The 21358-nt window shown below is 61.5% G+C and carries 21 protein-coding genes and 1 other annotated feature; of the genes, 15 read left to right on the top strand and 6 right to left on the bottom strand.

Going from position 1 to position 21358, the window contains the following annotated elements; all coding sequences use genetic code 11:
* The first annotated feature begins 808 nt into the window (after positions 1-808).
* The 15 genes from BRD58_RS09465 to BRD58_RS09400 all read left to right on the top strand — a co-directional run bounded on the left by BRD58_RS09465 (position 809) and on the right by BRD58_RS09400 (position 15087).
* Positions 809-1300, top strand: a complete 492-nt coding sequence (locus tag BRD58_RS09465) for a hypothetical protein (RefSeq protein WP_073382519.1) — start codon at positions 809-811, stop codon at positions 1298-1300.
* 503 nt (positions 1301-1803) lie between these two features.
* The gene (gene betT, locus BRD58_RS09460) at positions 1804-3819 is read left to right on the top strand and encodes a choline BCCT transporter BetT (RefSeq protein ID WP_012848654.1); all 2016 of its coding nucleotides are present in this window, start codon (positions 1804-1806) and stop codon (positions 3817-3819) included.
* Positions 3820-4046: 227 nt separating this feature from the next.
* Positions 4047-5975, top strand: a complete 1929-nt coding sequence (thrS, locus tag BRD58_RS09455) for a threonine--tRNA ligase (RefSeq protein WP_015461535.1) — start codon at positions 4047-4049, stop codon at positions 5973-5975.
* A 3-nt stretch (positions 5976-5978) separates the two neighbouring features.
* Positions 5979-6521, top strand: coding sequence for a translation initiation factor IF-3 (gene infC, locus BRD58_RS09450; RefSeq protein WP_034163363.1), 543 nt, complete (start codon positions 5979-5981; stop codon positions 6519-6521).
* 96 nt (positions 6522-6617) lie between these two features.
* Positions 6618-6815, top strand: coding sequence for a 50S ribosomal protein L35 (gene rpmI, locus BRD58_RS09445; RefSeq protein ID WP_005293643.1), 198 nt, complete (start codon positions 6618-6620; stop codon positions 6813-6815).
* A gap of 43 nt (positions 6816-6858) precedes the next feature.
* Positions 6859-7215, top strand: coding sequence for a 50S ribosomal protein L20 (gene rplT / locus BRD58_RS09440; protein ID WP_015461533.1), 357 nt, complete (start codon positions 6859-6861; stop codon positions 7213-7215).
* 157 nt (positions 7216-7372) lie between these two features.
* Positions 7373-7498: a sequence feature (Phe leader region), on the top strand.
* Complete coding sequence (gene pheM, locus BRD58_RS17915; RefSeq protein WP_106120997.1) at positions 7378-7422, top strand: pheST operon leader peptide PheM; 45 nt, start codon at positions 7378-7380, stop codon at positions 7420-7422. Its footprint overlaps the feature before it by 45 nt.
* 109 nt (positions 7499-7607) lie before the next feature.
* Positions 7608-8591, top strand: coding sequence for a phenylalanine--tRNA ligase subunit alpha (gene pheS / locus BRD58_RS09435; protein WP_012848650.1), 984 nt, complete (start codon positions 7608-7610; stop codon positions 8589-8591).
* A 14-nt stretch (positions 8592-8605) separates the two neighbouring features.
* On the top strand, positions 8606-10993 hold the full coding sequence (pheT, locus tag BRD58_RS09430) for a phenylalanine--tRNA ligase subunit beta (RefSeq protein WP_012848649.1): 2388 nt from the start codon (positions 8606-8608) through the stop codon (positions 10991-10993).
* 4 nt (positions 10994-10997) lie between these two features.
* Positions 10998-11294, top strand: coding sequence for an integration host factor subunit alpha (ihfA, locus tag BRD58_RS09425; RefSeq protein ID WP_005285818.1), 297 nt, complete (start codon positions 10998-11000; stop codon positions 11292-11294).
* Between the two features lie 89 nt (positions 11295-11383).
* The gene (gene dsrB, locus BRD58_RS09420) at positions 11384-11587 is read left to right on the top strand and encodes a protein DsrB (RefSeq protein ID WP_012848648.1); all 204 of its coding nucleotides are present in this window, start codon (positions 11384-11386) and stop codon (positions 11585-11587) included.
* Positions 11568-12602, top strand: a complete 1035-nt coding sequence (btuC, locus tag BRD58_RS09415; protein WP_015461532.1) for a vitamin B12 ABC transporter permease BtuC — start codon at positions 11568-11570, stop codon at positions 12600-12602. Before dsrB ends, btuC begins: the two co-directional genes overlap by 20 nt.
* On the top strand, positions 12592-13359 hold the full coding sequence (gene btuD, locus BRD58_RS09410; protein ID WP_012848646.1) for a vitamin B12 ABC transporter ATP-binding protein BtuD: 768 nt from the start codon (positions 12592-12594) through the stop codon (positions 13357-13359). The genes btuC and btuD overlap by 11 nt, the downstream gene beginning before the upstream one ends.
* Before the next feature lie 142 nt (positions 13360-13501).
* A complete protein-coding gene (locus tag BRD58_RS09405) occupies positions 13502-13990 on the top strand; it encodes an NlpC/P60 family protein (RefSeq protein ID WP_045474762.1) in 489 nt (162 codons plus the stop codon).
* A 74-nt stretch (positions 13991-14064) separates the two neighbouring features.
* Positions 14065-15087, top strand: a complete 1023-nt coding sequence (locus BRD58_RS09400; RefSeq protein WP_073382516.1) for a lipoate--protein ligase — start codon at positions 14065-14067, stop codon at positions 15085-15087.
* A 6-nt stretch (positions 15088-15093) separates the two neighbouring features.
* Here BRD58_RS09400 and BRD58_RS09395 read toward each other — a convergent pair whose 3' ends face one another.
* The 6 genes from BRD58_RS09395 to BRD58_RS09370 all read right to left on the bottom strand — a co-directional run bounded on the left by BRD58_RS09395 (position 15094) and on the right by BRD58_RS09370 (position 21298).
* Positions 15094-16035 (bottom strand): PfkB family carbohydrate kinase, encoded by a 942-nt coding sequence (locus BRD58_RS09395; RefSeq protein ID WP_012848643.1) that lies wholly within the window; start codon positions 16033-16035, stop codon positions 15094-15096.
* Positions 16032-17426, bottom strand: a complete 1395-nt coding sequence (locus tag BRD58_RS09390) for a purine-cytosine permease family protein (RefSeq protein ID WP_012848642.1) — start codon at positions 17424-17426, stop codon at positions 16032-16034. Before BRD58_RS09390 ends, BRD58_RS09395 begins: the two co-directional genes overlap by 4 nt.
* Before the next feature lie 234 nt (positions 17427-17660).
* Positions 17661-18443 (bottom strand): heme ABC transporter ATP-binding protein, encoded by a 783-nt coding sequence (locus BRD58_RS09385; protein ID WP_012848641.1) that lies wholly within the window; start codon positions 18441-18443, stop codon positions 17661-17663.
* On the bottom strand, positions 18433-19434 hold the full coding sequence (locus BRD58_RS09380; protein ID WP_012848640.1) for a FecCD family ABC transporter permease: 1002 nt from the start codon (positions 19432-19434) through the stop codon (positions 18433-18435). The genes BRD58_RS09385 and BRD58_RS09380 overlap by 11 nt, the downstream gene beginning before the upstream one ends.
* The gene (locus BRD58_RS09375) at positions 19431-20261 is read right to left on the bottom strand and encodes a heme/hemin ABC transporter substrate-binding protein (protein ID WP_073382512.1); all 831 of its coding nucleotides are present in this window, start codon (positions 20259-20261) and stop codon (positions 19431-19433) included. The genes BRD58_RS09380 and BRD58_RS09375 overlap by 4 nt, the downstream gene beginning before the upstream one ends.
* On the bottom strand, positions 20261-21298 hold the full coding sequence (locus BRD58_RS09370) for a hemin-degrading factor (protein ID WP_069578653.1): 1038 nt from the start codon (positions 21296-21298) through the stop codon (positions 20261-20263). The genes BRD58_RS09375 and BRD58_RS09370 overlap by 1 nt, the downstream gene beginning before the upstream one ends.
* Positions 21299-21358 lie beyond the last annotated feature (60 nt).

The following is a 21358-nucleotide window of genomic DNA, read 5'->3' as shown; positions in this document are numbered from 1 at the left end:
GCACAGGTTAACTACCAGAGATGATCTTGTTTTTATTTTTTGCCTTTGCTATTAATGAATCTGCAGATATGCAGAAGTTTGGTTTCCCGAAACTGAGTACTATCAAAAATAAGCGAGGTGTTTATGAGTAGAGGAAAGGATAAGGCCACCAAGAAAAAAGCAGAGAAGACGCTGAAGGAAAGGCGGGCGGAGAAAAGAGATAAACGCGGCGCGCCAGAATAAGTATTTTAAATAAAAGCCCGGGATGTGCCGGGCTTTTATTTTTTCGCGTGTGTCGATATCGCCGTGGTCGAAGGCTATGCGGTGACTGAGCTGAGAGACGCTAGCGCGGCAGGGAGGAAGCGGGGCATCGCGAATAATACGGTGAGTGGCTGCGCTAAGCGCGGGGAATGCGGGAGTGAACTCGCGCATAAAAACGTAAAGAGGCCTCACGAATGAGGCCTCAGATAATTGAGTGCTACATATTAAGGGCATGACCACCGCGAGGCAGAAATCCCGCGCCGCTTACTCAGTGGCATATTCCGGGCTGGCCAAGACGAGGGTCCGTTGGGTGCTACAACTCACTGCCGTCACGAACGTAATTAAATGTGCCATTTAACTCCTTTCGTTGCCTCGGATGAAATAAACATAGCGGAATCTCCAGCGGTCGAGTGTGATACAGCTCACTGATCTGTCTCTTTTTTTGCGCACGGACGTGATCGCCTTGCGCAACGGGGGCGTCCTGTATTGCGTCGGGAAATTTTACCGTAGACATTGAGTTGTGGCGTACGCTTGCTATTATCGCGGCCTACCTAGCGAGGAATATGTGATGAAACAATATCTTTCACTGCTGGCGGTGTGTCTGCTCGCCGGTTGCAGCGCGGGCCCGCAGGCGACGGAGAGCGTGCCGCAGACGCTGCGCAGCAGCTATCAGTGCGATGTGCCGCAGGCGCAGGCGTTTCCCCCGTTACAGACGGCGGCGGATCTGGTGGTCAATATGCGCCATCTCTCTCAGCATGCCCAGGCGCGAAACTTCGTCGCCGGCCAATGGCTGGCCCACAGCGACGCCCTGCCTGAGCGCGATCGCATCAGCGCCTGCAGTACGCAGATCTTACAGGCGTCGCGCCAGATTATCGATGCCCAGTATCAGGCGGTCTACCCCATGCTCACCAGCCAGGCGCAGCGCGATGCGCTGAAGGAGACCATCGCGACATGGCGTACGGCGATGCAGGGGATCACGCCGCAGGGCGTTAACGATACGGCGCTTGCGGCGTTTAATACGGCGGCGGAGCGTCTGCTTGCGCTGCTGCAGCCGCACTGAGTCCGGATGCGCCGGGGTGGGATACCCCCGGCGACGTAACGCGTCGTCTCCCCCCGTCGCGCGGGGCATAGGGATAGCCTGAGGCCGGAGAAACGCGCATGGCGCAGGCCATGCGTTAGCGGGGAGGCCCCGGATTCGAGGGGGCTAGCCACGGCTACCGCATCTCAACGCCGCCGGGGATAATGGGGGGGATGCCATCATGATCGTCGGGCTAGCGCGGTTAATTATCGCCCCATTTTGCGCTAGATTATCGCCGTAAAATACGCCGCCGAGCACCCGCTGATAAGGGGCCGCCGCGCCGTGATAGCGCGGGTTGTTTCGCCCATCATTTCTGTAAAATTAGCTGTATTCATTGAAATCAACCATGTTTTTCCTTATGATTTTGCCGTTCTTACGCCATCGTCCGCTATTTTTTTTGCCGTGGACGTTCATTTTAACCGGGTAATTTTCACATTAAGGATGAGTAAATTGCGCGCATTATAAACTCAACGTGAGGGTATAACATGAGTCATAATGGCACGAATATTGAGAATCAACGTCGAACGATTAACCCCCCCGTCTTTATTATTTCAGCAGTCCTCATTATTGCGCTTGTGCTGTTTGCCGGGATGTTACCGCAGCAGGCGGACCGCTGGTTTCAAGCCATACAGCAAGGGATATTTACCAACGCCAGCTGGTTTTATATTTTAGCCGTCGCATTAATTCTGTTAAGCGTGACCTACTTAGGCTTTTCACGCTATGGCTGCATTAAGCTTGGGCCGGATCATGCCGAGCCGGAGTTTAGCTATTTTTCCTGGTTTGCCATGCTATTTTCCGCCGGCATGGGGATCGGGCTGATGTTTTTTGGCGTGGCGGAGCCCGCCATGCATTATCTATCGCCGCCGCAGGGCAGCGCCGAGACGGTCGCGGCGGCAAAGCAGGCGATGACGCTGACCTTTTTCCACTGGGGCCTGCACGCCTGGGCCATCTACGCCATCGTCGGCCTGATCCTGGCTTTCTTTAGCTATCGTCACGGGTTGCCGTTGACTCTGCGCTCCGCGCTGTATCCGCTGATCGGCGAGCGTATCTATGGCCCGGCGGGCCATGCGGTCGATATTTTTGCCGTCATCGGCACCGTTCTGGGGGTGGCCACCTCGCTGGGCTACGGGGTGCTACAGGTGAACGCCGGGCTTAATCATCTCTTTGGCCTGCCCATTTCTGCCAGCGTACAGGTGACGCTGATCGTGGGGATCACGACGCTGGCGACGCTGTCGGTGGTCTCTGGGCTGGATCGCGGTATCCGTATGCTGTCGGAGCTGAACCTGGGGCTGGCGGTGCTGCTGATGATCTTGGTCGCCGCGCTGGGGCCGACGGTGCTGCTGCTCAAATCCTTTGTTGAGAACACCGGTGGCTATCTGTCGCAGATTATTAGCAAGACCTTCAATCTTTATGCCTATGAGCCTAAATCGAGCGATTGGCTGGGAGGCTGGACGCTGCTCTACTGGGGATGGTGGCTCTCCTGGTCGCCTTTTGTCGGCATGTTTATCGCCCGCGTATCGCGCGGCAGAACCATCCGGGAGTTTGTGACCGGCGTGCTGCTGGTCCCCGCTGGCTTTACCCTGCTGTGGATGACGATATTCGGCAATAGCGCCATCGATCTGATCGCCCACCGCGGCGCCGCCGATCTGGCGCGGACGGTGCAGACGGATGTCTCGCTGGCGTTGTTTAACTTCCTGGAGCACTTTCCGTTCCCGACGGCGCTGTCGTTTATCGCCATGGTGATGGTGGTGGTGTTTTTTGTCACCTCGGCCGACTCCGGGGCGATGGTGGTGGATACCTTGGCCTCCGGTGGCGTCAAGCATACGCCGCTGTGGCAGCGTATCTTTTGGGCCGCGCTGATGGGGGTGGTGGCGATCGTCCTGCTGCTGGCGGGGGGACTGCGCGCGCTGCAGACCGTCACTATCGCTAGCGCGCTGCCGTTTGCGCTGATCCTGCTGCTGGCGATCTATGGTCTGCTCAAGGCGCTGCGGGTCGATATCTATAAAAAGGAGAGTCAGCAGATGACCACCATTGCGCCGCCGGCCAGCCGTAATCCGATCCCCTGGCAGCGCCGCCTGCGCAATATCGTCTATTATCCGAAGCGCTCACAGGTGCGCCGCTTTATTGCCGAGGTGATCCGCCCGGCGATGCTGATGGTGCAGGAGGAGCTGGGGCGGCAGGGCAAGTCGGCCAGCCTGACGGAGGAGGCGGACGATCGCCTGAGTCTGCGGGTCGACTTTGGCGATGATATGGATTTTTGCTACGGCGTGCGGCCGCGTACCTATCGCAAGCCCGCCTTCGCTATGGCCGGGCTGGATGAGGAGGATAGCCCGCGCGAGGATGAGGCCTACTACCGCGCCGAGGTGTACCTGAAAGAGGGCGGCCAGGATTACGATCTGATGGGCTGGACCCAGGAGCAGGTGCTGCACGATATTCTGGATCAGTATGAGAAGCACATTCACTTTTTGCACCTGATCCGCGGCGAGCGGGTGCCGGAGTAGGGCAATCCCTTTCGCGGCCGGGATTGCGGTTGGCAATTGCGGCCGCAGGGGGGTAATATTGCCCGGTGCGGTGTTAGTCCGCTGTGTTATCCGTAGCGTCGTTGATGACGCAGCGTACGCGTCTTGCTAAGTAGAGCAGGAACGCACCGACAATCCTTGAAACTCAACAAAACTTTTTTCTATATGTGACCTGTCGTGTGGGTCACCACTGTAGATAAGGAATTCAAATGCCTGTTATTACGCTTCCTGACGGCAGTCAGCGTCATTTCGACCACCCCGTTTCTGTCATGGACATCGCCCGCGATATCGGCCCGGGTCTGGCAAAAGCCTGTATCGCCGGCCGCGTCAACGGTGAGCTGGTCGACGCCTGCGATCTCATCGATGCCGACGCAACGGTCGCCATCATTACCGCCAAGGATCAGGAAGGGGTAGACATTCTGCGTCACTCCTGCGCCCATTTGCTGGGACATGCTATCAAGCAGCTGTGGCCGCAAACGAAAATGGCCATCGGCCCGGTGATCGACAACGGCTTCTACTATGACGTCGATTTAGATCACACGTTGACCCAGGAAGATCTCGATCGCCTGGACAAGCGTATGCATGAGCTGGCGGAAAAAGACTACGACGTCATCAAGAAAAAAGTCAGCTGGCAAGAGGCGCGTGACGCTTTTGTCGCCCGCGATGAGCCGTACAAAGTGGCGATCCTCGATGAGAACATCAGTCACGACGATCGCCCCGGCCTGTATCATCATGAAGAGTATGTCGACATGTGCCGCGGTCCGCACGTGCCGAACATGCGCTTCTGCCACCACTTCAAGCTGCAGAAGTCCTCTGGCGCCTACTGGCGCGGCGACAGCGATAACAAGATGCTGCAGCGCATCTACGGTACCGCCTGGGCAGACAAGAAGCAGCTGAACGCCTACCTGCAGCGTCTGGAAGAGGCGGCCAAGCGTGACCACCGCAAGATCGGTAAGCAGCTCGACCTGTACCATATGCAGGAAGAGGCGCCGGGCATGGTGTTCTGGCACAACGACGGCTGGACCATCTTCCGCGAGCTGGAAGCGTTTGTGCGCATGAAGCTGAAAGAGTACCAGTACCAGGAAGTGAAGGGTCCGTTCATGATGGACCGCGTGCTGTGGGAGAAAACCGGCCACTGGGAAAACTACAAGGATGCGATGTTCACCACCTCATCAGAGAACCGTGAATACTGCATCAAGCCGATGAACTGCCCGGGTCACGTGCAGATCTTCAACCAGGGGCTGAAGTCCTACCGCGATCTGCCGCTGCGCATGGCCGAGTTTGGCAGCTGCCACCGCAACGAGCCGTCAGGCTCCCTGCACGGCCTGATGCGCGTCCGTGGCTTTACCCAGGACGATGCGCACATTTTCTGTACCGAAGAGCAGATCCGCGACGAGGTCAACAGCTGCATTAAGATGGTGTACGACATGTACAGCACCTTCGGCTTTGAGAAAATCGTGGTGAAACTGTCAACCCGTCCGGAGAAGCGCATCGGCAGCGATGAAATCTGGGATCGCGCGGAAGAGGACCTGGCCGCAGCGCTGCAGGAGAACGGGATTCCATTTGAATATCAGCCGGGTGAGGGCGCCTTCTACGGGCCGAAGATCGAGTTTACGCTGCATGATTGCTTGGATCGCGCCTGGCAGTGTGGTACCGTGCAGCTCGACTTCTCTCTTCCGGGTCGCTTGAGCGCCTCTTACGTTGGCGAAAACAACGAACGCGTAGTGCCGGTGATGATCCACCGCGCCATCCTGGGGTCCATGGAGCGCTTTATCGGTATTCTGACCGAAGAGTTTGCCGGCTTCTTCCCAACGTGGCTGGCGCCGGTACAGGCCGTAGTGATGAATATCACCGATTCTCAGGCTGAATATGTCGAAGAATTGAGCAAAAAACTGCAGGCCGCCGGTATTCGCGCAAAATCAGACTTGAGAAACGAGAAGATTGGCTTTAAAATTCGCGAACATACTTTACGTCGCGTCCCTTACATGTTGGTTTGCGGTGACAAAGAAGTCGAAGCCGGCAAAGTGGCAGTGCGTACACGCCGTGGTAAAGACCTGGGCGTAATGAGCATTGACGACGTAATCGAGAAGCTGCAGCAAGAGATTCGCAGCCGTAGTCTTCATCAGTTGGAGGAATAAGGTATTAAAGGCGGAAAACGAGTTCAAACGGCGCGTCCTAATCGTATTAACGGGGAAATTCGCGCCCAAGAGGTTCGCTTGACAGGTGTGGATGGCGAGCAGATTGGTATTGTCAGTCTGAGAGAAGCTCTTGAGAAGGCCGAGGAAGCTGGCGTCGACCTGGTCGAAATCAGCCCCAACGCTGAACCGCCGGTTTGTCGTATCATGGATTACGGCAAATTCCTCTATGAGAAGAGTAAGGCTAGCAAAGAGCAGAAGAAAAAACAGAAAGTTGTCCAGATCAAGGAAATCAAATTCCGTCCTGGCACCGATGATGGCGACTACCAGGTAAAACTCCGCAGCCTGGTTCGCTTTCTGGAAGATGGCGATAAAGCCAAGATCACGCTGCGTTTTCGCGGTCGTGAAATGGCGCACCAACAGATCGGTATTGAAGTGCTTAACCGCGTCAAGAACGATCTGAGTGAACTGGCAGTGGTCGAGTCCTTCCCGTCGAAGATCGAAGGCCGTCAGATGATCATGGTGCTCGCTCCCAAGAAGAAACAGTAAGGCTCTCAAGTAAGGGTTCTGCGGTTCGGTTTTCCGACCGTAGAACCGTTCGCCTCACTGATTCGTTGTAATTAACAATGCGAAGTGGAAATCGAAATGCCTAAGATTAAAACTGTGCGTGGCGCGGCCAAGCGCTTTAAGAAAACCGCCGGTGGTGGTTTCAAGCGTAAACATGCTAACCTGCGTCATATTCTGACCAAAAAATCTACCAAGCGTAAGCGTCACCTGCGTCCGAAGTCTCAGGTCTCCAAAGGCGATCTGGGTCTGGTTGTAGCGTGCCTGCCGTACGCATAAGTAATTTTTTTTGAATCAAGAATAAGACTTTAGGAGAGAGCATATGGCTCGCGTAAAACGTGGTGTGATTGCACGTGCACGTCACAAGAAAGTATTGAAGCAGGCGAAAGGTTACTACGGTGCCCGTTCGCGCGTATATCGTGTTGCCTTCCAGGCAGTGATCAAAGCAGGCCAGTATGCTTACCGTGACCGTCGTCAGCGTAAGCGTCAGTTCCGTCAGCTGTGGATCGCACGTATCAACGCTGCTGCCCGTCAGAATGGCATTTCTTACAGCCGTTTCATCAATGGCCTGAAAAAGGCTTCTGTTGAAATCGACCGTAAGATCCTGGCCGACATCGCTGTATTCGACAAAGTGGCGTTCACCGCCCTGGTTGAAAAAGCGAAAGCGGCTCTGGCGTAAGTCAGATGAAAGAGGGAGCTTGCTCCCTCTTTTGCTTTTGAGCCTGAAGCATTGTTCGCCAGAACTGCGCAGGGCTAGCGATAATTTATTGACATTCTCCGCGCTGGATCTTTCAATAGACAGAGATTTCAATACGTTCTGAATGTTCAAGGTAACGCAAGCATGAACGCTGCTATTTTCCGTTTCTTTTTTTACTTTAGCGCCTGATCGTCAGGAGGCTTTGCGCATAAGAAAAGAAACGGAAAATAGCGCCAAAAGCCTCCCTCGTGGAGGCTTTTTTTTTATTATCGCCGCGCGTTGCGCGGCGTGCGAAGCGGCGCGCCGTAGTACGATGAGCCGTCATCGCTCAACATCGACCATCGGGCCATACTGGCCGGAAGAAGAGGAAAGTCATGTCACATCTCGCCGAGTTGGTTGCCCAGGCGAAGGCAGCCGTAGAGAGTGCCCAGGACGTCGCCGCGCTGGATAGCGTACGCGTCGAGTTTCTGGGTAAGAAGGGTCATTTAACGCTGCAAATGACGTCACTGCGCGATCTGCCGGCAGAAGAGCGTCCGGCGGCCGGGGCGGTCATCAACCAGGCCAAGCAGGAGGTTCAGGAGGCCCTGAACGCCCGTAAGGCGGCGCTGGAGTCGGCGGCGCTGAATGCCCGCCTCGCGCAGGAGACCATCGATGTCTCCCTGCCGGGTCGGCGGATGGAAAACGGTGGCCTGCACCCGGTTACGCGCACCATCGAACGCATTGAATCCTTTTTCTCCGAGCTGGGCTTTGCCGTTGCTACCGGGCCGGAGATCGAGGACGACTACCATAACTTTGATGCGCTGAACATTCCGGCCCATCACCCGGCGCGCGCCGACCACGATACCTTCTGGTTCGATGCGACCCGTCTGCTGCGCACCCAGACCTCCGGCGTACAGATCCGAACCATGCAGCAGCAGGAGCCGCCGATCCGCATCATCGCGCCGGGTCGCGTCTACCGCAACGACTACGATCAGACCCATACCCCGATGTTCCATCAAATGGAAGGGCTGATCGTGGATAAAGATATCAGCTTTACCAACCTGAAGGGGACGCTGCACGACTTCCTGCGCAACTTCTTTGAGCAGGATCTGCAGATCCGTTTCCGCCCCTCCTACTTCCCGTTTACCGAACCCTCTGCCGAGGTGGATGTGATGGGGAAAAACGGCAAGTGGCTGGAGGTGCTGGGCTGCGGCATGGTGCACCCCAGCGTGCTGCGCAACGTCGGCATCGATCCGCAGGTCTACTCCGGCTTTGCCTTCGGGATGGGCATGGAGCGACTGACGATGCTGCGTTACGGTGTCACGGACTTGCGCGCATTTTTCGAAAACGATCTGCGTTTCCTCAAACAGTTCAAATAAGGCAGGATTAACACATGAAATTCAGTGAACTTTGGTTGCGCGAGTGGGTAAACCCTGCCATCAGCAGCGATGCATTGTCCGAGCAAATTACCATGGCCGGCCTGGAAGTGGACGGCGTAGAGCCGGTTGCCGGCGCTTTCCACGGTGTGGTGGTCGGTGAGGTGGTCGAGTGCCATCAACACCCCAATGCCGATAAGCTGCGGGTCACCAAGGTCAACGTCGGCGGCGAGCGTCTGCTGGATATCGTCTGCGGCGCGCCGAACTGCCGTCAGGGGCTGCGCGTGGCCGTGGCTACCATCGGCGCCGTTCTGCCGGGCGATTTCAAAATCAAAGCGGCTAAGCTGCGCGGCGAACCCTCCGAAGGGATGCTGTGCTCTTTCTCCGAGCTGGGCATCTGTGAGGATCACAGCGGCATCATCGAACTGGCACAGGATGCGCCGATCGGCTGCGATCTGCGGGAATATTTGCAGCTGGATGACCACGCGATCGAAATCAGCGTGACCCCTAACCGTGCCGACTGCCTCGGTATTCTGGGCGTTGCCCGCGATGTCGCGGTGCTTAACCGCCTGCCGCTGAATATGCCGCAGACGGCGCCGGTAGCGGCCAGCATCGATGACCGTTTCCCGATCGCCGTTGAGGCGCCGGAAGCCTGCCCGCGCTACCTTGGCCGGGTGGTGCGCGGCATCGACGTAACGGCGAAAACGCCGCTGTGGATGAGCGAAAAGCTGCGTCGCTGCGGCATTCGCTCCATCGATCCGGTGGTGGACGTGACCAACTACGTTCTGATGGAGCTGGGGCAGCCGATGCACGCCTTCGATCTCAGCCGTCTGCAGGACGGTATCGTGGTGCGTATGGCCCGTGAAGGGGAGACCCTGACGCTGCTGGACGGTAGCCAGGCGACGCTGAGCAGCGATACGCTGGTCATCGCCGACCATCAGCAGGCGCTGGCGCTGGGCGGCATTTTCGGCGGCGAGCACTCCGGCGTTAACGCGGAAACCCGCGACGTGCTGCTGGAGTGCGCCTATTTCAACCCGCTGGCGATTACCGGCCGCGCCCGTCGCTATGGGCTGCACACCGACGCGTCGCACCGCTATGAGCGCGGCGTCGATCCGCAGCTGCAGCAGCGTGCCATGGAGCGTGCGACCGAGCTGCTGCTGGCGCTGTGCGGCGGCCAGGCCGGTCCGGTTATCGATGTGACCAACGATGCCTACCTGCCGCAGCCGGCCAACATTACGCTGCAGCGCAGCAAACTGGATCGTCTGATCGGCCATCATATCGATGACGCGCAGGTGCTGGATATTCTGCAGCGTCTGGGCTGCCAGGTCACGGCCGTGGACGGCGGGTGGCAGGCTGTCGCGCCGAGCTGGCGTTTTGATATGGCCATCGAAGAAGATCTGATCGAAGAGGTGGCGCGTGTCTACGGCTATAACAACATTCCGGATGTGCCGCTGCGCGCCGATCTGGTGATGACCGCGCACCGTGAGGCGAATCTGCCCCTGAAGCGGGTCAAGACGCTGCTAGTCGATCGCGGCTATCAGGAAGCCATCACCTACAGCTTTGTCGATCCTAAAGTTCAGGCGCTGTTGCACCCGCAGACGTCGCCGCTGATCCTGCCGAACCCGATCTCCGTCGATATGTCCGCCATGCGCCTGTCGCTGTGGACCGGTCTGCTGGGCGCCGTGGTCTATAACCAGAATCGCCAGCAGTCACGGGTGCGTCTGTTTGAAAGCGGCCTGCGCTTTGTTCCGGACGAGAGCGCGAATCTGGGGATCCGCCAGGACGTGATGCTGGCTGGGGTGATCGCCGGTCATCGCGAGGAAGAGCACTGGGGCATCGAGCGTCAGGTCGTCGATTTCTACGATCTGAAGGGCGATCTGGAAGCGGTGCTGGAGCTGACCGGTAAACTGGATGCGGTGCAGTTCCGCGCCGAAGCCCACGATGCTCTGCATCCGGGGCAGAGCGCCGCGCTGTATCTGCACGGCGAACGCATTGGTTTCATTGGCGTGGTGCATCCGGAGCTGGAGCGCAAACTGGATCTCAACGGCCGTACCGTGGTGTTTGAGGTGTGCTGGAATGCCCTGGCAGAGCGCCTGATCCCGCAGGCGCGCGAGATCTCTCGCTACCCGGCAAACCGCCGTGATATCGCGGTTGTGGTGGCTGAAAATGTGCCGGCGGAAGATGTTTTGGCTGAATGTAAGAAAGTTGGCGCAAATCAGGTAGTTGGCGTAAACTTATTTGACGTGTATTGTGGTAAGGGTGTTGCCGAGGGTTATAAGAGCCTCGCGATCAGTCTGGTGTTGCAAGACACCACGCGTACACTGGAAGAAGAGGAAATTGCCGCTACCGTCGCAAAATGCGTAGAGGCGTTAAAACAGCGATTCCAAGCATCCTTGAGGGATTGAATCTATGGCGCTTACAAAAGCTGAAATGTCTGAACACCTGTTTGAAAAGCTTGGGCTGAGCAAACGGGACGCCAAAGACCTCGTCGAGCTGTTTTTCGAAGAGATACGCCGCGCGCTGGAAAATGGCGAGCAGGTCAAGCTGTCCGGTTTCGGCAACTTTGATCTGCGCGACAAGAACCAGAGGCCGGGGCGCAACCCGAAAACCGGGGAAGATATCCCGATTACGGCGCGCCGTGTTGTGACATTCCGTCCGGGGCAGAAGTTAAAGAGCCGGGTCGAGAACGCGACACCCAAGGATTAATCAGGCAGACAGGACAAAAGGCCGCCCTTGGGTGGCCTTTTTCTTGTGTTGTTCAGCGCTTTTGCGGGCGCAAGAGTGAGGCATTAACTATGCAGGTAAACGATCGGGTTAGTGTTAAAACGGACGGCGGTCCGCGTCGTATCGGGCGCATTTTGGCGCTGGAGACCTTCAGCGAAGGCACCATGTATTTGGTCGCCCTGGATGACTATCCCCAGGGCATCTGGTTCTTCAATGAGGCCGGCTGTGCGCAGGGTATCTTCGTCGAGCCGTATGATGACGCCGCGTCAGCCTGATGCGGCGCCCGCCTTCAGCGGACTGCTTCAGCGTCAGCGGCGGCGCGATCGTCGGCGCCTGATACTGCTGGCGCTGCTGCTGCTGGCGGCGCTGATGCTGGGGCTGAGCGCCGGGGATATCTGGCTGTGGCCAACGCAGTGGTTCACCCCCGACGGGCAGCTGTTTGTCGGGCAGCTGCGTCTGCCGCGGATGCTGGCGGTGATGGCGGTTGGCGCGGCGCTGGCGGTCAGCGGGGCAGTGATGCAGGCGCTGTTTGACAATACCCTGGCCGAACCGGGGCTGCTGGGGGTCTCTAACGGCGCCGGCGTGGCCCTGGTGATCGCGGTGCTGCTGGGGCAGAGCCTGATGCCGATGTGGCTGCTCAGCGCGCTGGCCATCGTCGGCGCGCTGACGATCACGCTGCTGCTAATGCTGTTTGCCCGCCGGGGGCGGGTAAACAACGCCCGGCTGCTACTGATCGGCGTTGCGCTGGGGATCGCCTGCAGCGCCGCCATGACCTGGGCGGTCTACTTTAGCAGCAGCCTGGATCTGCGCCAGCTGCTCTACTGGCTGATGGGCGGCTTCAGCGGCGTCGACTGGCGTCAGGGGTGGCTGGTGGCCGCGCTGCTGCCGGTGCTGCTGTGGCTGCTCACGCGCGGTGATATTCTCAATCTGATGGCGCTGGGGGAGCTTCCCGCCCGTCAACTGGGGCTGGGAATGACCCACTGGCGGAGCCTGCTGGTGCTGGCTATCGGCTGGCTGGTCGGGGTGAGCGTCGCGCTGGCCGGCGTGATCGGCTTTGTCGGCCTGGTGGTGCCCCATATGCTGCGTCTGTGGGGCATTACCCAGCATAGAATGCTACTGCCGGGCTGCGCGCTGGCGGGTGCCGCGATGCTGCTGCTGGCGGACGTCGTGGCGCGGATTGCGCTGTTTTCTGCCGAGTTGCCGATCGGGGTGGTGACCTCATCGCTGGGGGCGCCGCTGTTTATCTGGATGCTGCTGCGACGATCGGCGGGAGGTATCGATGGGCGGTAGTCTGCTGCGCATCGCCGGGCTGACGGTGCCGGGGCGGCTGGACGCTGTTGATGCCAGCGTCGCCCGCGGGGCGCTGGTGCACGTGATTGGCCCCAACGGCGCGGGGAAAAGTTCGCTGTTGCTGCGGCTGGCCGGCTTAGTGAGCGGAGAGGGCGAGGTGTGGCTGGCGGGGCAGTCGCTGCTGCGGCAGTCGCCCACGGCGCAGGCGCGGCGGCGCGCCTGTCTAGTGCAGCAGCAGATGCCGAACGCCCTGATGCCGGTGTTTGCCTACCTGGCGCTGCACGCGCCGCGCCACGCGGACGCCGCGGCGCTGGACGGCGCACTGGCGTCGCTCAGTGGGCGCCTAGGCCTCAGCGATAAGCTGAGCCGTCCGCTGAGCCATTTGTCCGGCGGCGAGTGGCAGCGGGTGCGACTGGCGGCGGTGCTGCTGCAGATCTGGCCGACCGTAAACCCGGAAGGGCGCCTGCTGCTGCTGGATGAGCCGATGAGCAGCCTGGATATCCGCCAGCAGGCCGCATTGGACAGCCTGCTCGGTGAGCTGTGCGCGGCCGGGATCACGGTGATCGCCAGCGCGCACGATCTCAACCACACGCTGTACCACGCCGATACGGTGTGGATGCTCAGCCAGGGGCAGATGATAGCGCAGGGAGACGCGCGGGCGGTGATGCAGGTGGAGACGCTGAGCCGGCTGTTTGACGTTCCCTTTCGCCGCATTCACGGCGGCGATCGCGACTGGCTCTATTATCAAAATGGCTAAAAAAACTTGACCTTGACGCGTATTTTGCCGTTATGTGTTGACGAGGCCGTGCGCAACGTCGCGCGGCAAATAACGCTAACTCATGGGGGTTGCCCGCGCGGCTCTACAAGGCGAGCCCGGGTATGATAGGGGCATAGGGAAGATGAGACGATTGGCATCCGTATACCGCTATTGCGCATTGTGTACCGTCGCACTGATTCTGGCGGGATGTAGCAGCAAACACCGGGCGCCGCCGCCATCCGGCCGCCTGGCCGACTCGATAGTGGTGGTCGCGCAGCTCAATGATCAGCTGCAGCAGTGGCATGGTGCGCCGTACCGCTACGGCGGGATGGAGCGCAGCGGTGTCGACTGCTCCGGCTTTGTGTACCGCACCTTCCGCGATCGCTTTGCCATTCAGCTGCCGCGGACGACGCAGGAGCAAACTGCGCTGGGAACCCGGGTCTCGCGGGACGATCTGTTGCCCGGCGATCTGGTGTTTTTCCGCACCGGGCGCGGTGACAGCGGGCTGCACGTCGGCATCTATGATACCAATGACACATTCATCCACGCGTCGACCTCGCAGGGGGTAACGCGCTCGTCGCTGGGCAACGTCTACTGGCGTAATGTCTACTGGCAGGCCCGGCGCCTATAGCCTCAGCGGCGGGCTCTTATCCGCGCGTTAGCGGTGCTATCATCATGGCTTTGGCTCAGTAAAAGGGCATAGTTATGACGCCGTTATCGCTTTTTATCTCCGATTCTCACGATCCCTGGTTCAACCTGGCGGTGGAGGAGTGCATCTTCCGCCAGATGGATCCCGCGCAGCGGGTCTTGTTCCTGTGGCGCAATGCCGATACGGTGGTGATTGGCCGCGCGCAGAACCCCTGGCGCGAGTGTAATACCCGGCGCATGGCGCAGGACGGCGTTAAGCTGGCGCGGCGCAGCAGCGGCGGCGGGGCGGTCTTCCACGATCTGGGCAACAGCTGTTTTACTTTTATGGCCGGTAAGCCCGGCTATGATAAGCAGGTCTCCACGGGCATCATTCTGGCTGCGCTGGCTGCGCTGGCCGCGCTGGGAATTGATGCTCAGGCCAGCGGCCGCAACGATCTGGAGCTGGACACCCCGCAGGGAAGGCGCAAAATTTCCGGTTCGGCCTACCGCGAAACCCTGGATCGCGGTTTTCATCACGGCACCCTGCTGCTGAATGCCGATCTGGGCCGCCTGGCCAATTACCTGAACCCCGACGTAAAGAAGCTGCAGGCCAAGGGCATTGCCTCGGTGCGTGCGCGCGTCGCCAATCTGTCGGAGTGGGTCGCGGACATCGATCATGCGCGTCTGTGCGATGCCATCGGCGAGGCCTTTTTTGCCCATTACGGGCAGCGGGTCGCGCCGCAGCATATTTCGCCGCAGCATCTCCCGGATCTGCCCGGCTTTGCACAGCAGTTTCAGCGCCAGAGCAGCTGGGAGTGGAACTATGGTCAGGCGCCCGACTTCAGCCATGTGATGGAGACGCGCTTTGACTGGGGCGGCGTGGAGCTGCACTGCGAGGTGACGCGGGGGACGATCGTTCGCGCCCGTCTGTTTAGCGATGCGTTGACGCCGGCGCCGCTTGAGGCGCTGGCCGTCGCGCTGGCGGGTTGTCCCTACCAGGGGGAGGCGGTAGCCCAGCGGGCGCTGGCTCTGGGGGGGCAGGATGCGACAGGGATGATGATGCCGCAGCTGGCGGCATGGCTGCGCCGCCAGCTGGCCTAAGGTCGGCTATAGGCGCGTGCGCGCCAGGGGAAAGCGGGCCTTCAGCTGCGCGCGGGTCGGTGCGCCGTCGGGCCCCGGCTGGCTGACTACGCAGGCGGCGACCTGATTGCCGAGGTCGATGGCCTCCTCCAGGGGCAGGCCGAGGGCGAGCCCCGCCAGCACTCCGCCGCAGTGGGCATCCCCGGCGCCAATGGTATCGGCTACCGTTATCGGGTAGGCGGGCAGGTGCCGCTGGCGACCATCGCTGGCGCACAGCCAGGCGCCGTGGGCGTCGAGGCGGCAGATCAGATGGATCCCGCGCTGGACGGCAAACGCCGCGGCGGCCACCACCGGATCGCCTTCGCCGCACAGCTGCGTCACCTCATCGCGGTTAAGGGTCAGTATGCTGCCCGCGGGGAGCCGCTGCCACAGCGTCTTTGGCAGATGGGGCAGGCGCGGCCCGGGATCCAGCAGCAGGGTGCAGCCGGACGGCAGGGCATACATCCATTCGCACAGCGCCTGACCCCCGCTTCCCGCCAGCTCATAGCCGCTGAGATAAACCAGCGCCCCGGCGGGCAGCGCTATCTGCGCCAGCTGTGGCGCAGACCACTGCGCCTCGCAGCCGCTGACGCTGATAAACGTGCGCTCTCCGTCGGCCTCAACGCAGGCCAGGCACCAGCCGTTATCCTGCTGCGGGTGACGCAGCAGCACCGGCAGCGCCAGCGCGGTCATGGCCTGCTCCGCCAGCGCGCCCCAGGGGCCGTTGCCGACCGGCATCCCGTTGATGACCGGGATCTCCAGGCGGCACAGCGCCCGCGCCACGTTGAAGGCACAGCCGCCGATGGTTCGCCCGCCTTCGCCGGCTTCTACGTCCTCTCCCCGCCGCGGCAGACGCGGCAGGTTGAGGATCAGATCGCCGACGGCGCCGCCGATGACGGCGACCGGGCGCGGCGTTTGCGTCGTTGTCATGCTTTTTTCCTCATGCCGACCAGCAGGGCGTAGCTAAACAGGCTGATCAGGAAGGCGACGAACAGCCCCAGGCTGGAGTCGGCGAAGACGCCGATGGCCAGCGGGCCGTCGATAAAGCCGGTGCGGGTCACCATCAGCCCGCACAGCGCGCCGAGCAGCCAGCACAGCAGCGGACCGACGCGTACGCCGGCGTTGCTGCCGCGCAGATCGAACAGCTGGCTGTCGCTGTAGCCTTGATGGCGACGCAGGCAGACATAATCGACCAGGAAGATCGCTTCCCAGGCGGCCAGGAAGACGCCGCAGCACAGCAGGAAGGAGACGAAGGGCCCCATAAAGTCGCCGGCGACGAACAGAATGTACAGGGCGATGCCCAGTACGATGGCGGCATCGAGCGTTACCGCCCAGATCTGGCGGATCTTAACCCCGATGGTCAACAGGTTCAGGCTGGCGGAGTAGAGGCTGAGCACGGCGATGGTCACGATGCCCGCCGTGGCGGCCAGCAGATAGGGGATGGACATCCAGCGCGGCAGCACTGAGCCTATCAGGGCGATGGGGTTTTCTGCCGCGGCCAGATCGGGCAGGCGGGCTGAGAGCAGGATCCCGGCCAGCATCAGCAGGCACAGGGGCAGCGCGGCGCCACCGGTGACGGCGGCGAAGATGTGGCTCTCTTTGCTCTTGGCGGACTGATAGCGGCTGTAGTCGGCGCCGGCGATAGCCCAGCTGATACCGGTGCCGGCGGCGATCACCGACACGGCCGGCAGGAAGGCGGTTAGCCAGCTGCCGGAGGGCATCGCCAGTACGGCCTGCCAGGGGGTGGTAAACAGGATATAGCCGACCACGATCAGGGTCATGGTGCCGAAGATGCGGGTAAACCAGCGTTGGATGGCGGCGACGGCCGTCTGACCCAGCAGGCTGACGGCGATGGCCAGGCCGGCAAACAGCACCAGGCACACCAGGGTGAGACCGTGTCCGCCCGGCACGCCGCAGGCCTGCAGCAGCGCGGCCAGGGTCAGGGTCCCGGTGATGATATTGACCGCCTCCCAGCCCATCAGGTTGATCCAGCTGAACAGGGTGGGGGCGATGTTACCGCGGATGCCGAAGATGGCGCGGGAGAGGGTCAGGGTAGAGGTGCGGCCGCGTTTACCGGCAAAGCTGAAGTAGCCGACCAGGCAGAAACTCATCACCCCGAGCAGGGCGGCCAGTATCGCCTGTACAAAGGAGAGGCCAAAGCTGACGATGATCGCGCCGTAGACCACGCCCAAAATACCGATATTGGCGGCAGACCAGATCCAGAACAGTTCGCTGGGGGTACTGCGGCACGCCGGCTCGGGAACCCGATCGATACCGATATTCTCTACCTGCCAGGCTGGGTTGGCGTTGGTTTCACTCATTCTACAATTCACTCCTTTGTCATTGGCTCATGCTGCTTACACCGTGGCGGGTCGCATCATCCCCTGCCATACGACGGCGCCGCGCACGGGAGGGGGGAAATCCATTCGCGCACAGTCTACTGGCACACCAATAGGATGCCAATATAAAACCGTTATAGATAAGCCATGCTGATGTGTTATTGCGGAGAAAAGGGCGGGACAGCGCCCGCCGACAGGAGAAACGGTTGTCTTGACTCAGCGTCGCAGGTGGATCTGGGGATCGCCGCTTTCAGGATGGCGCCCCGCCGTCAGATCGGCCCGATACCAGTGTGACAGCAGCGCCGGGTCCAGCACCTGCTCCGGCGTTCCGCTGGCGACCAGCGCCCCCTGGTGTAATAGCAGGATGCGATCGGCATACAGGGCAGCCAGATTGAGATCGTGCAGGATACAGCAGACCGAGAGCGGCTCGCAGCGGGTCATCCCGTGCAGCAGGCGCAGCAGGTGCTGCTGATGAAACAGATCGAGCGCAGAGGTCGGCTCGTCGAGAAACAGCCAGCGCGGCTGGGGGTTGGGATGCCACAGCTGGGCCAGCGCCCGCGCCAGCTGTACCCGCTGCTGCTCGCCGCCGGAGAGCGTGCGATAGTCGCGATCCGCCAGCGCCAGGCAGCCGCTCTGCTGCATCACCGCCTGCAGCGCCTGCTGCTGTCCCTCGGGGCAGGGCGCGCGCCCCATGGCGATCACCTCGCGTACGCTAAAGGGAAAGGCCAGCGCGCTGTGCTGGCGCATCACCGCCCGTCGCTGCGCCAGCTGCTGCGCAGGCCACGCGGCCAGATCCTTCCCTAGCAGGGTGCAGCGCCCGCTGTCTGGGCGTAAATAGCCCGCCAGCAGGCGCATCAGGGTCGATTTTCCCGCCCCGTTGGGGCCGATAATGACCACCAGCTCGGCGCAGGGTAGGGTCAGTGACACCTGGCGGATCAGCGTCCGGCCATGATCGCTGTAGGTGAGTCGCTCGGCCTGCAGCGTAGGGTTATTGACCATGACTTACCTCCCGGTAGCGCAGTATCAGCCAGAGAAAATAGGGGCCGCCCAGGAGGCTGGTCAGCATGCCGACCGGCATTTCCGCCGGGGCCGCCAGGGTGCGGGCCAGGGTATCGGCCAGCAGCAGCAGGCAGGCGCCGCCCAGCGCCGCGCAGGGCAGTAGCCAGCGGTGATCGGCGCCGAGCCGCAGGCGAAACAGGTGGGGAACCACCAGGCCAATAAAGCCGATGACGCCGCTGACGGCCACCGCGCTGCCGACCAGTACGGCGCTGAGCAGCAAGAGCTGGCGCTTGGTGCGCGCCACGTCGAGCCCAAGGTAGTGGGCCTCTTCATCGCCCAGCTGCAGCAGGTTCAGGCGCTGGGCCAGCGTGAGCGCGAACAGGCTGGCCGGCAGGATCAGCAGGGCGCTGGCGCCCAGCGTGTGCCATTCGCTGCGCGACAGGGTTCCCATGCTCCACAGGGTGAACTGACGCAGCTGCTGATCGTCGCTCAGGTAGCTTAGTACCCCGACCAGGGCAAAGCAGAGGGCGTTAATGGCGATCCCGGCGAGCAGCAATCGTGACAGTGTCACCGATGCGCCGCGGCTTAATAGATAAATCAGCAGCGAAATGGCCAGGCTGCCGCCAAACGCCGCCAGCATTTGGGCATACAGCGCCAGCAGCGGCGAGAGCGCCAGCGGGAGCACGATGGTCAGCGCCACGCACAGCGCCGCGCCGCTGCTGATCCCCAGCAGGGCGGGATCGGCCAGCGGGTTGCGGAACAGCCCCTGCATAACGGTGCCGGAGACGGCCAGCGCAATGCCGATAACCACCGCCAGCAGCACCCGCGGCAGGCGGATGTTGAGCCAGATCTGCCACTGAAGGGGATCGCCGTCGCGCAGCAGCGCGACGGGCGACAGGCGCAGTGCGCCCAGGTGAGCGGCGACCAGGGTGGTCAACATCAATAGACCCAGCAGCAGCCCCAGCGTCAGGCGCGGTGAGCGACGGATCATGGTCGCTGCGCCTGCTCGGCCGCGCTACGCAGGGCGGCCAGCGCATCCGGTGTGCCGAGGGTAAAGCCCAGCAGCGCCATGTCATCCAGCACCAGAACCCGCTTTTCGCGCGCCGCCGGCGTTTGCGCCATTCCAGGCAGCGCCCATACCCGCGCGGGGCCCCCCAGCGCCTTGGCGCCATCGCGGCTGATCAGGATCAGATCCGGCTGGGCGGCGATGCCCCCCTCCTGGGAGAGCGGCCGGTAGCGGTTAAAGCCCTGCATGGCGTTCTGGCCCCCGGCGGCGCGAATTATGGCGTCAGCGGCGGTCTGGCCGCCGGCGGCCATCGGCGTCATGCCGCTGTGGCTAAGGATAAACAGCACCCGGGTATTGAGGGGCGATCGCGGAATGGCGGCCAGGCGCCGCCGGTAGTCCTCGATCAGCGCTTGTCCCTGCGCCTCGCGCCCCAGCGCGCTGGCCAGCCGGTGGATTTTGTCGCCGACGGCGTCCAGGCGGTTGACGCTGGTCACCGGTACCACGGTGACGCCCACCTCGCTTATCTGTGACAGCGCGATGGCCGGCTGGGCCTGATCGCTGGCGAGCACCCGGGTCGGTTTCAGGGCGAGGATACCCTCTGCGTTGAGTTGGCGCATATAGCCGACGTCAGGCAGTGCGGCGGCGGCGGCAGGCTGGGTGCTGGTGCTGTCCCGGGCGACGACCTGGTCGCCCGCCCCCAGGGCAAACACGATCTCCGTCACGTCACCGCCGAGGGTGATAAGCCGCTCACCGGCCCGGGCGTCGACGCTGCACAGCGCCAGCAGCAGTATTGCCGAGGTGATTCTGGTCATTATGCCGGCTCCTTCACCTGCGGGGTCAGGGCCGCCAGCTGCTCGCGCCACTGTGTCTGCTCCGCCTCTCCTTCGGTACGCTGCCCGAACAGCTGGGCTATCTGGGTGCCGTCGGCGGCGAACAGCTCCAGGCTGCTGACCATCCCATCGCGGGTCGGTTTACGGGTGATCCAGCTCTCCGCGATAGCCGGGGCGAACAGGTGCAGGGTAAAGCGCGGATTAAAGACGTTGAGCCATTGATCCTGCGGGGTCAGCTTGGCGATTTCACCGGTGAAGATCTGTACGCAGCCACGGTTACCGACGAAGATCATGATCTCATTCTGGCACCGCTGCGCCTGGGTCAGGATCTGCTGCAGCGCGGCGTTGTCTACCCGGTAGGCGAGATCATCGGCGACGGCGGCAAAGGCCTGCTGGCGGCTGACGCCATGGCGCTGCAGCAGCGGGAAAAACTGGTGTACATCGGTCATGGCGCGCCACTCGCGCTCCAGCGCGGCGGCGTCCAGCGCCGGCGCGGCGACAGGAGGGCGCGCGGAGAGCCCGGGGAAGGCCGGATTCTCGTCGCCGGTGAAGCGGGAAACCAGCGCGTGCCAGGCCGCCATATCGCTCGCCTGAGTGGCGTAGATTTTATGTACGGCGTCGCCCTGTGAGTCAAAGCACTGCAGGCTAAAGCGCTCGCCGCGCGCGCTCTGCTCACGCAGGGCGAAGGCGGCGTGCCAGTGCTGTAAAAACAGACGCAGATCCAGCGCCCGCGGATTGAGAATAAGCCCGCTGTGGCCGCTCAGGTGCGCGTTGTCATAGCGCCCCAGATGCTCATGTACGGCATACTCGTTGCGGGTGATGGCGTTAACCTCGCTCAGCGCGGCGCAGGCCGTCAGCAGGGCCGCGGCGTCAACGTGCAGGCGGACTGCGTCGTGGCCGACGCGGGCCCGGGTCAACTCGCCCTCGCTGACGCCTAATATCTGCGCCAGATCGCGGGCATAGGCGCGCGGGTGCGCTTGGCGGGCGTTCAGGTAGCGGGTATACAGGTCATGGCTCATGCAAAGATCCTTTTTTATTGTGCAGGTGAAAACGGGGCGCGCTAACGCCCCGGGGTAAAA

The organism is Edwardsiella piscicida, assembly GCF_001896205.1.
Classification (GTDB): Bacteria; Pseudomonadota; Gammaproteobacteria; order Enterobacterales; family Enterobacteriaceae; genus Edwardsiella; species Edwardsiella piscicida.
The sequence above is the reverse complement of the archived record's forward strand: the minus strand, read 5'-3'. Positions and strand labels throughout refer to the sequence as shown.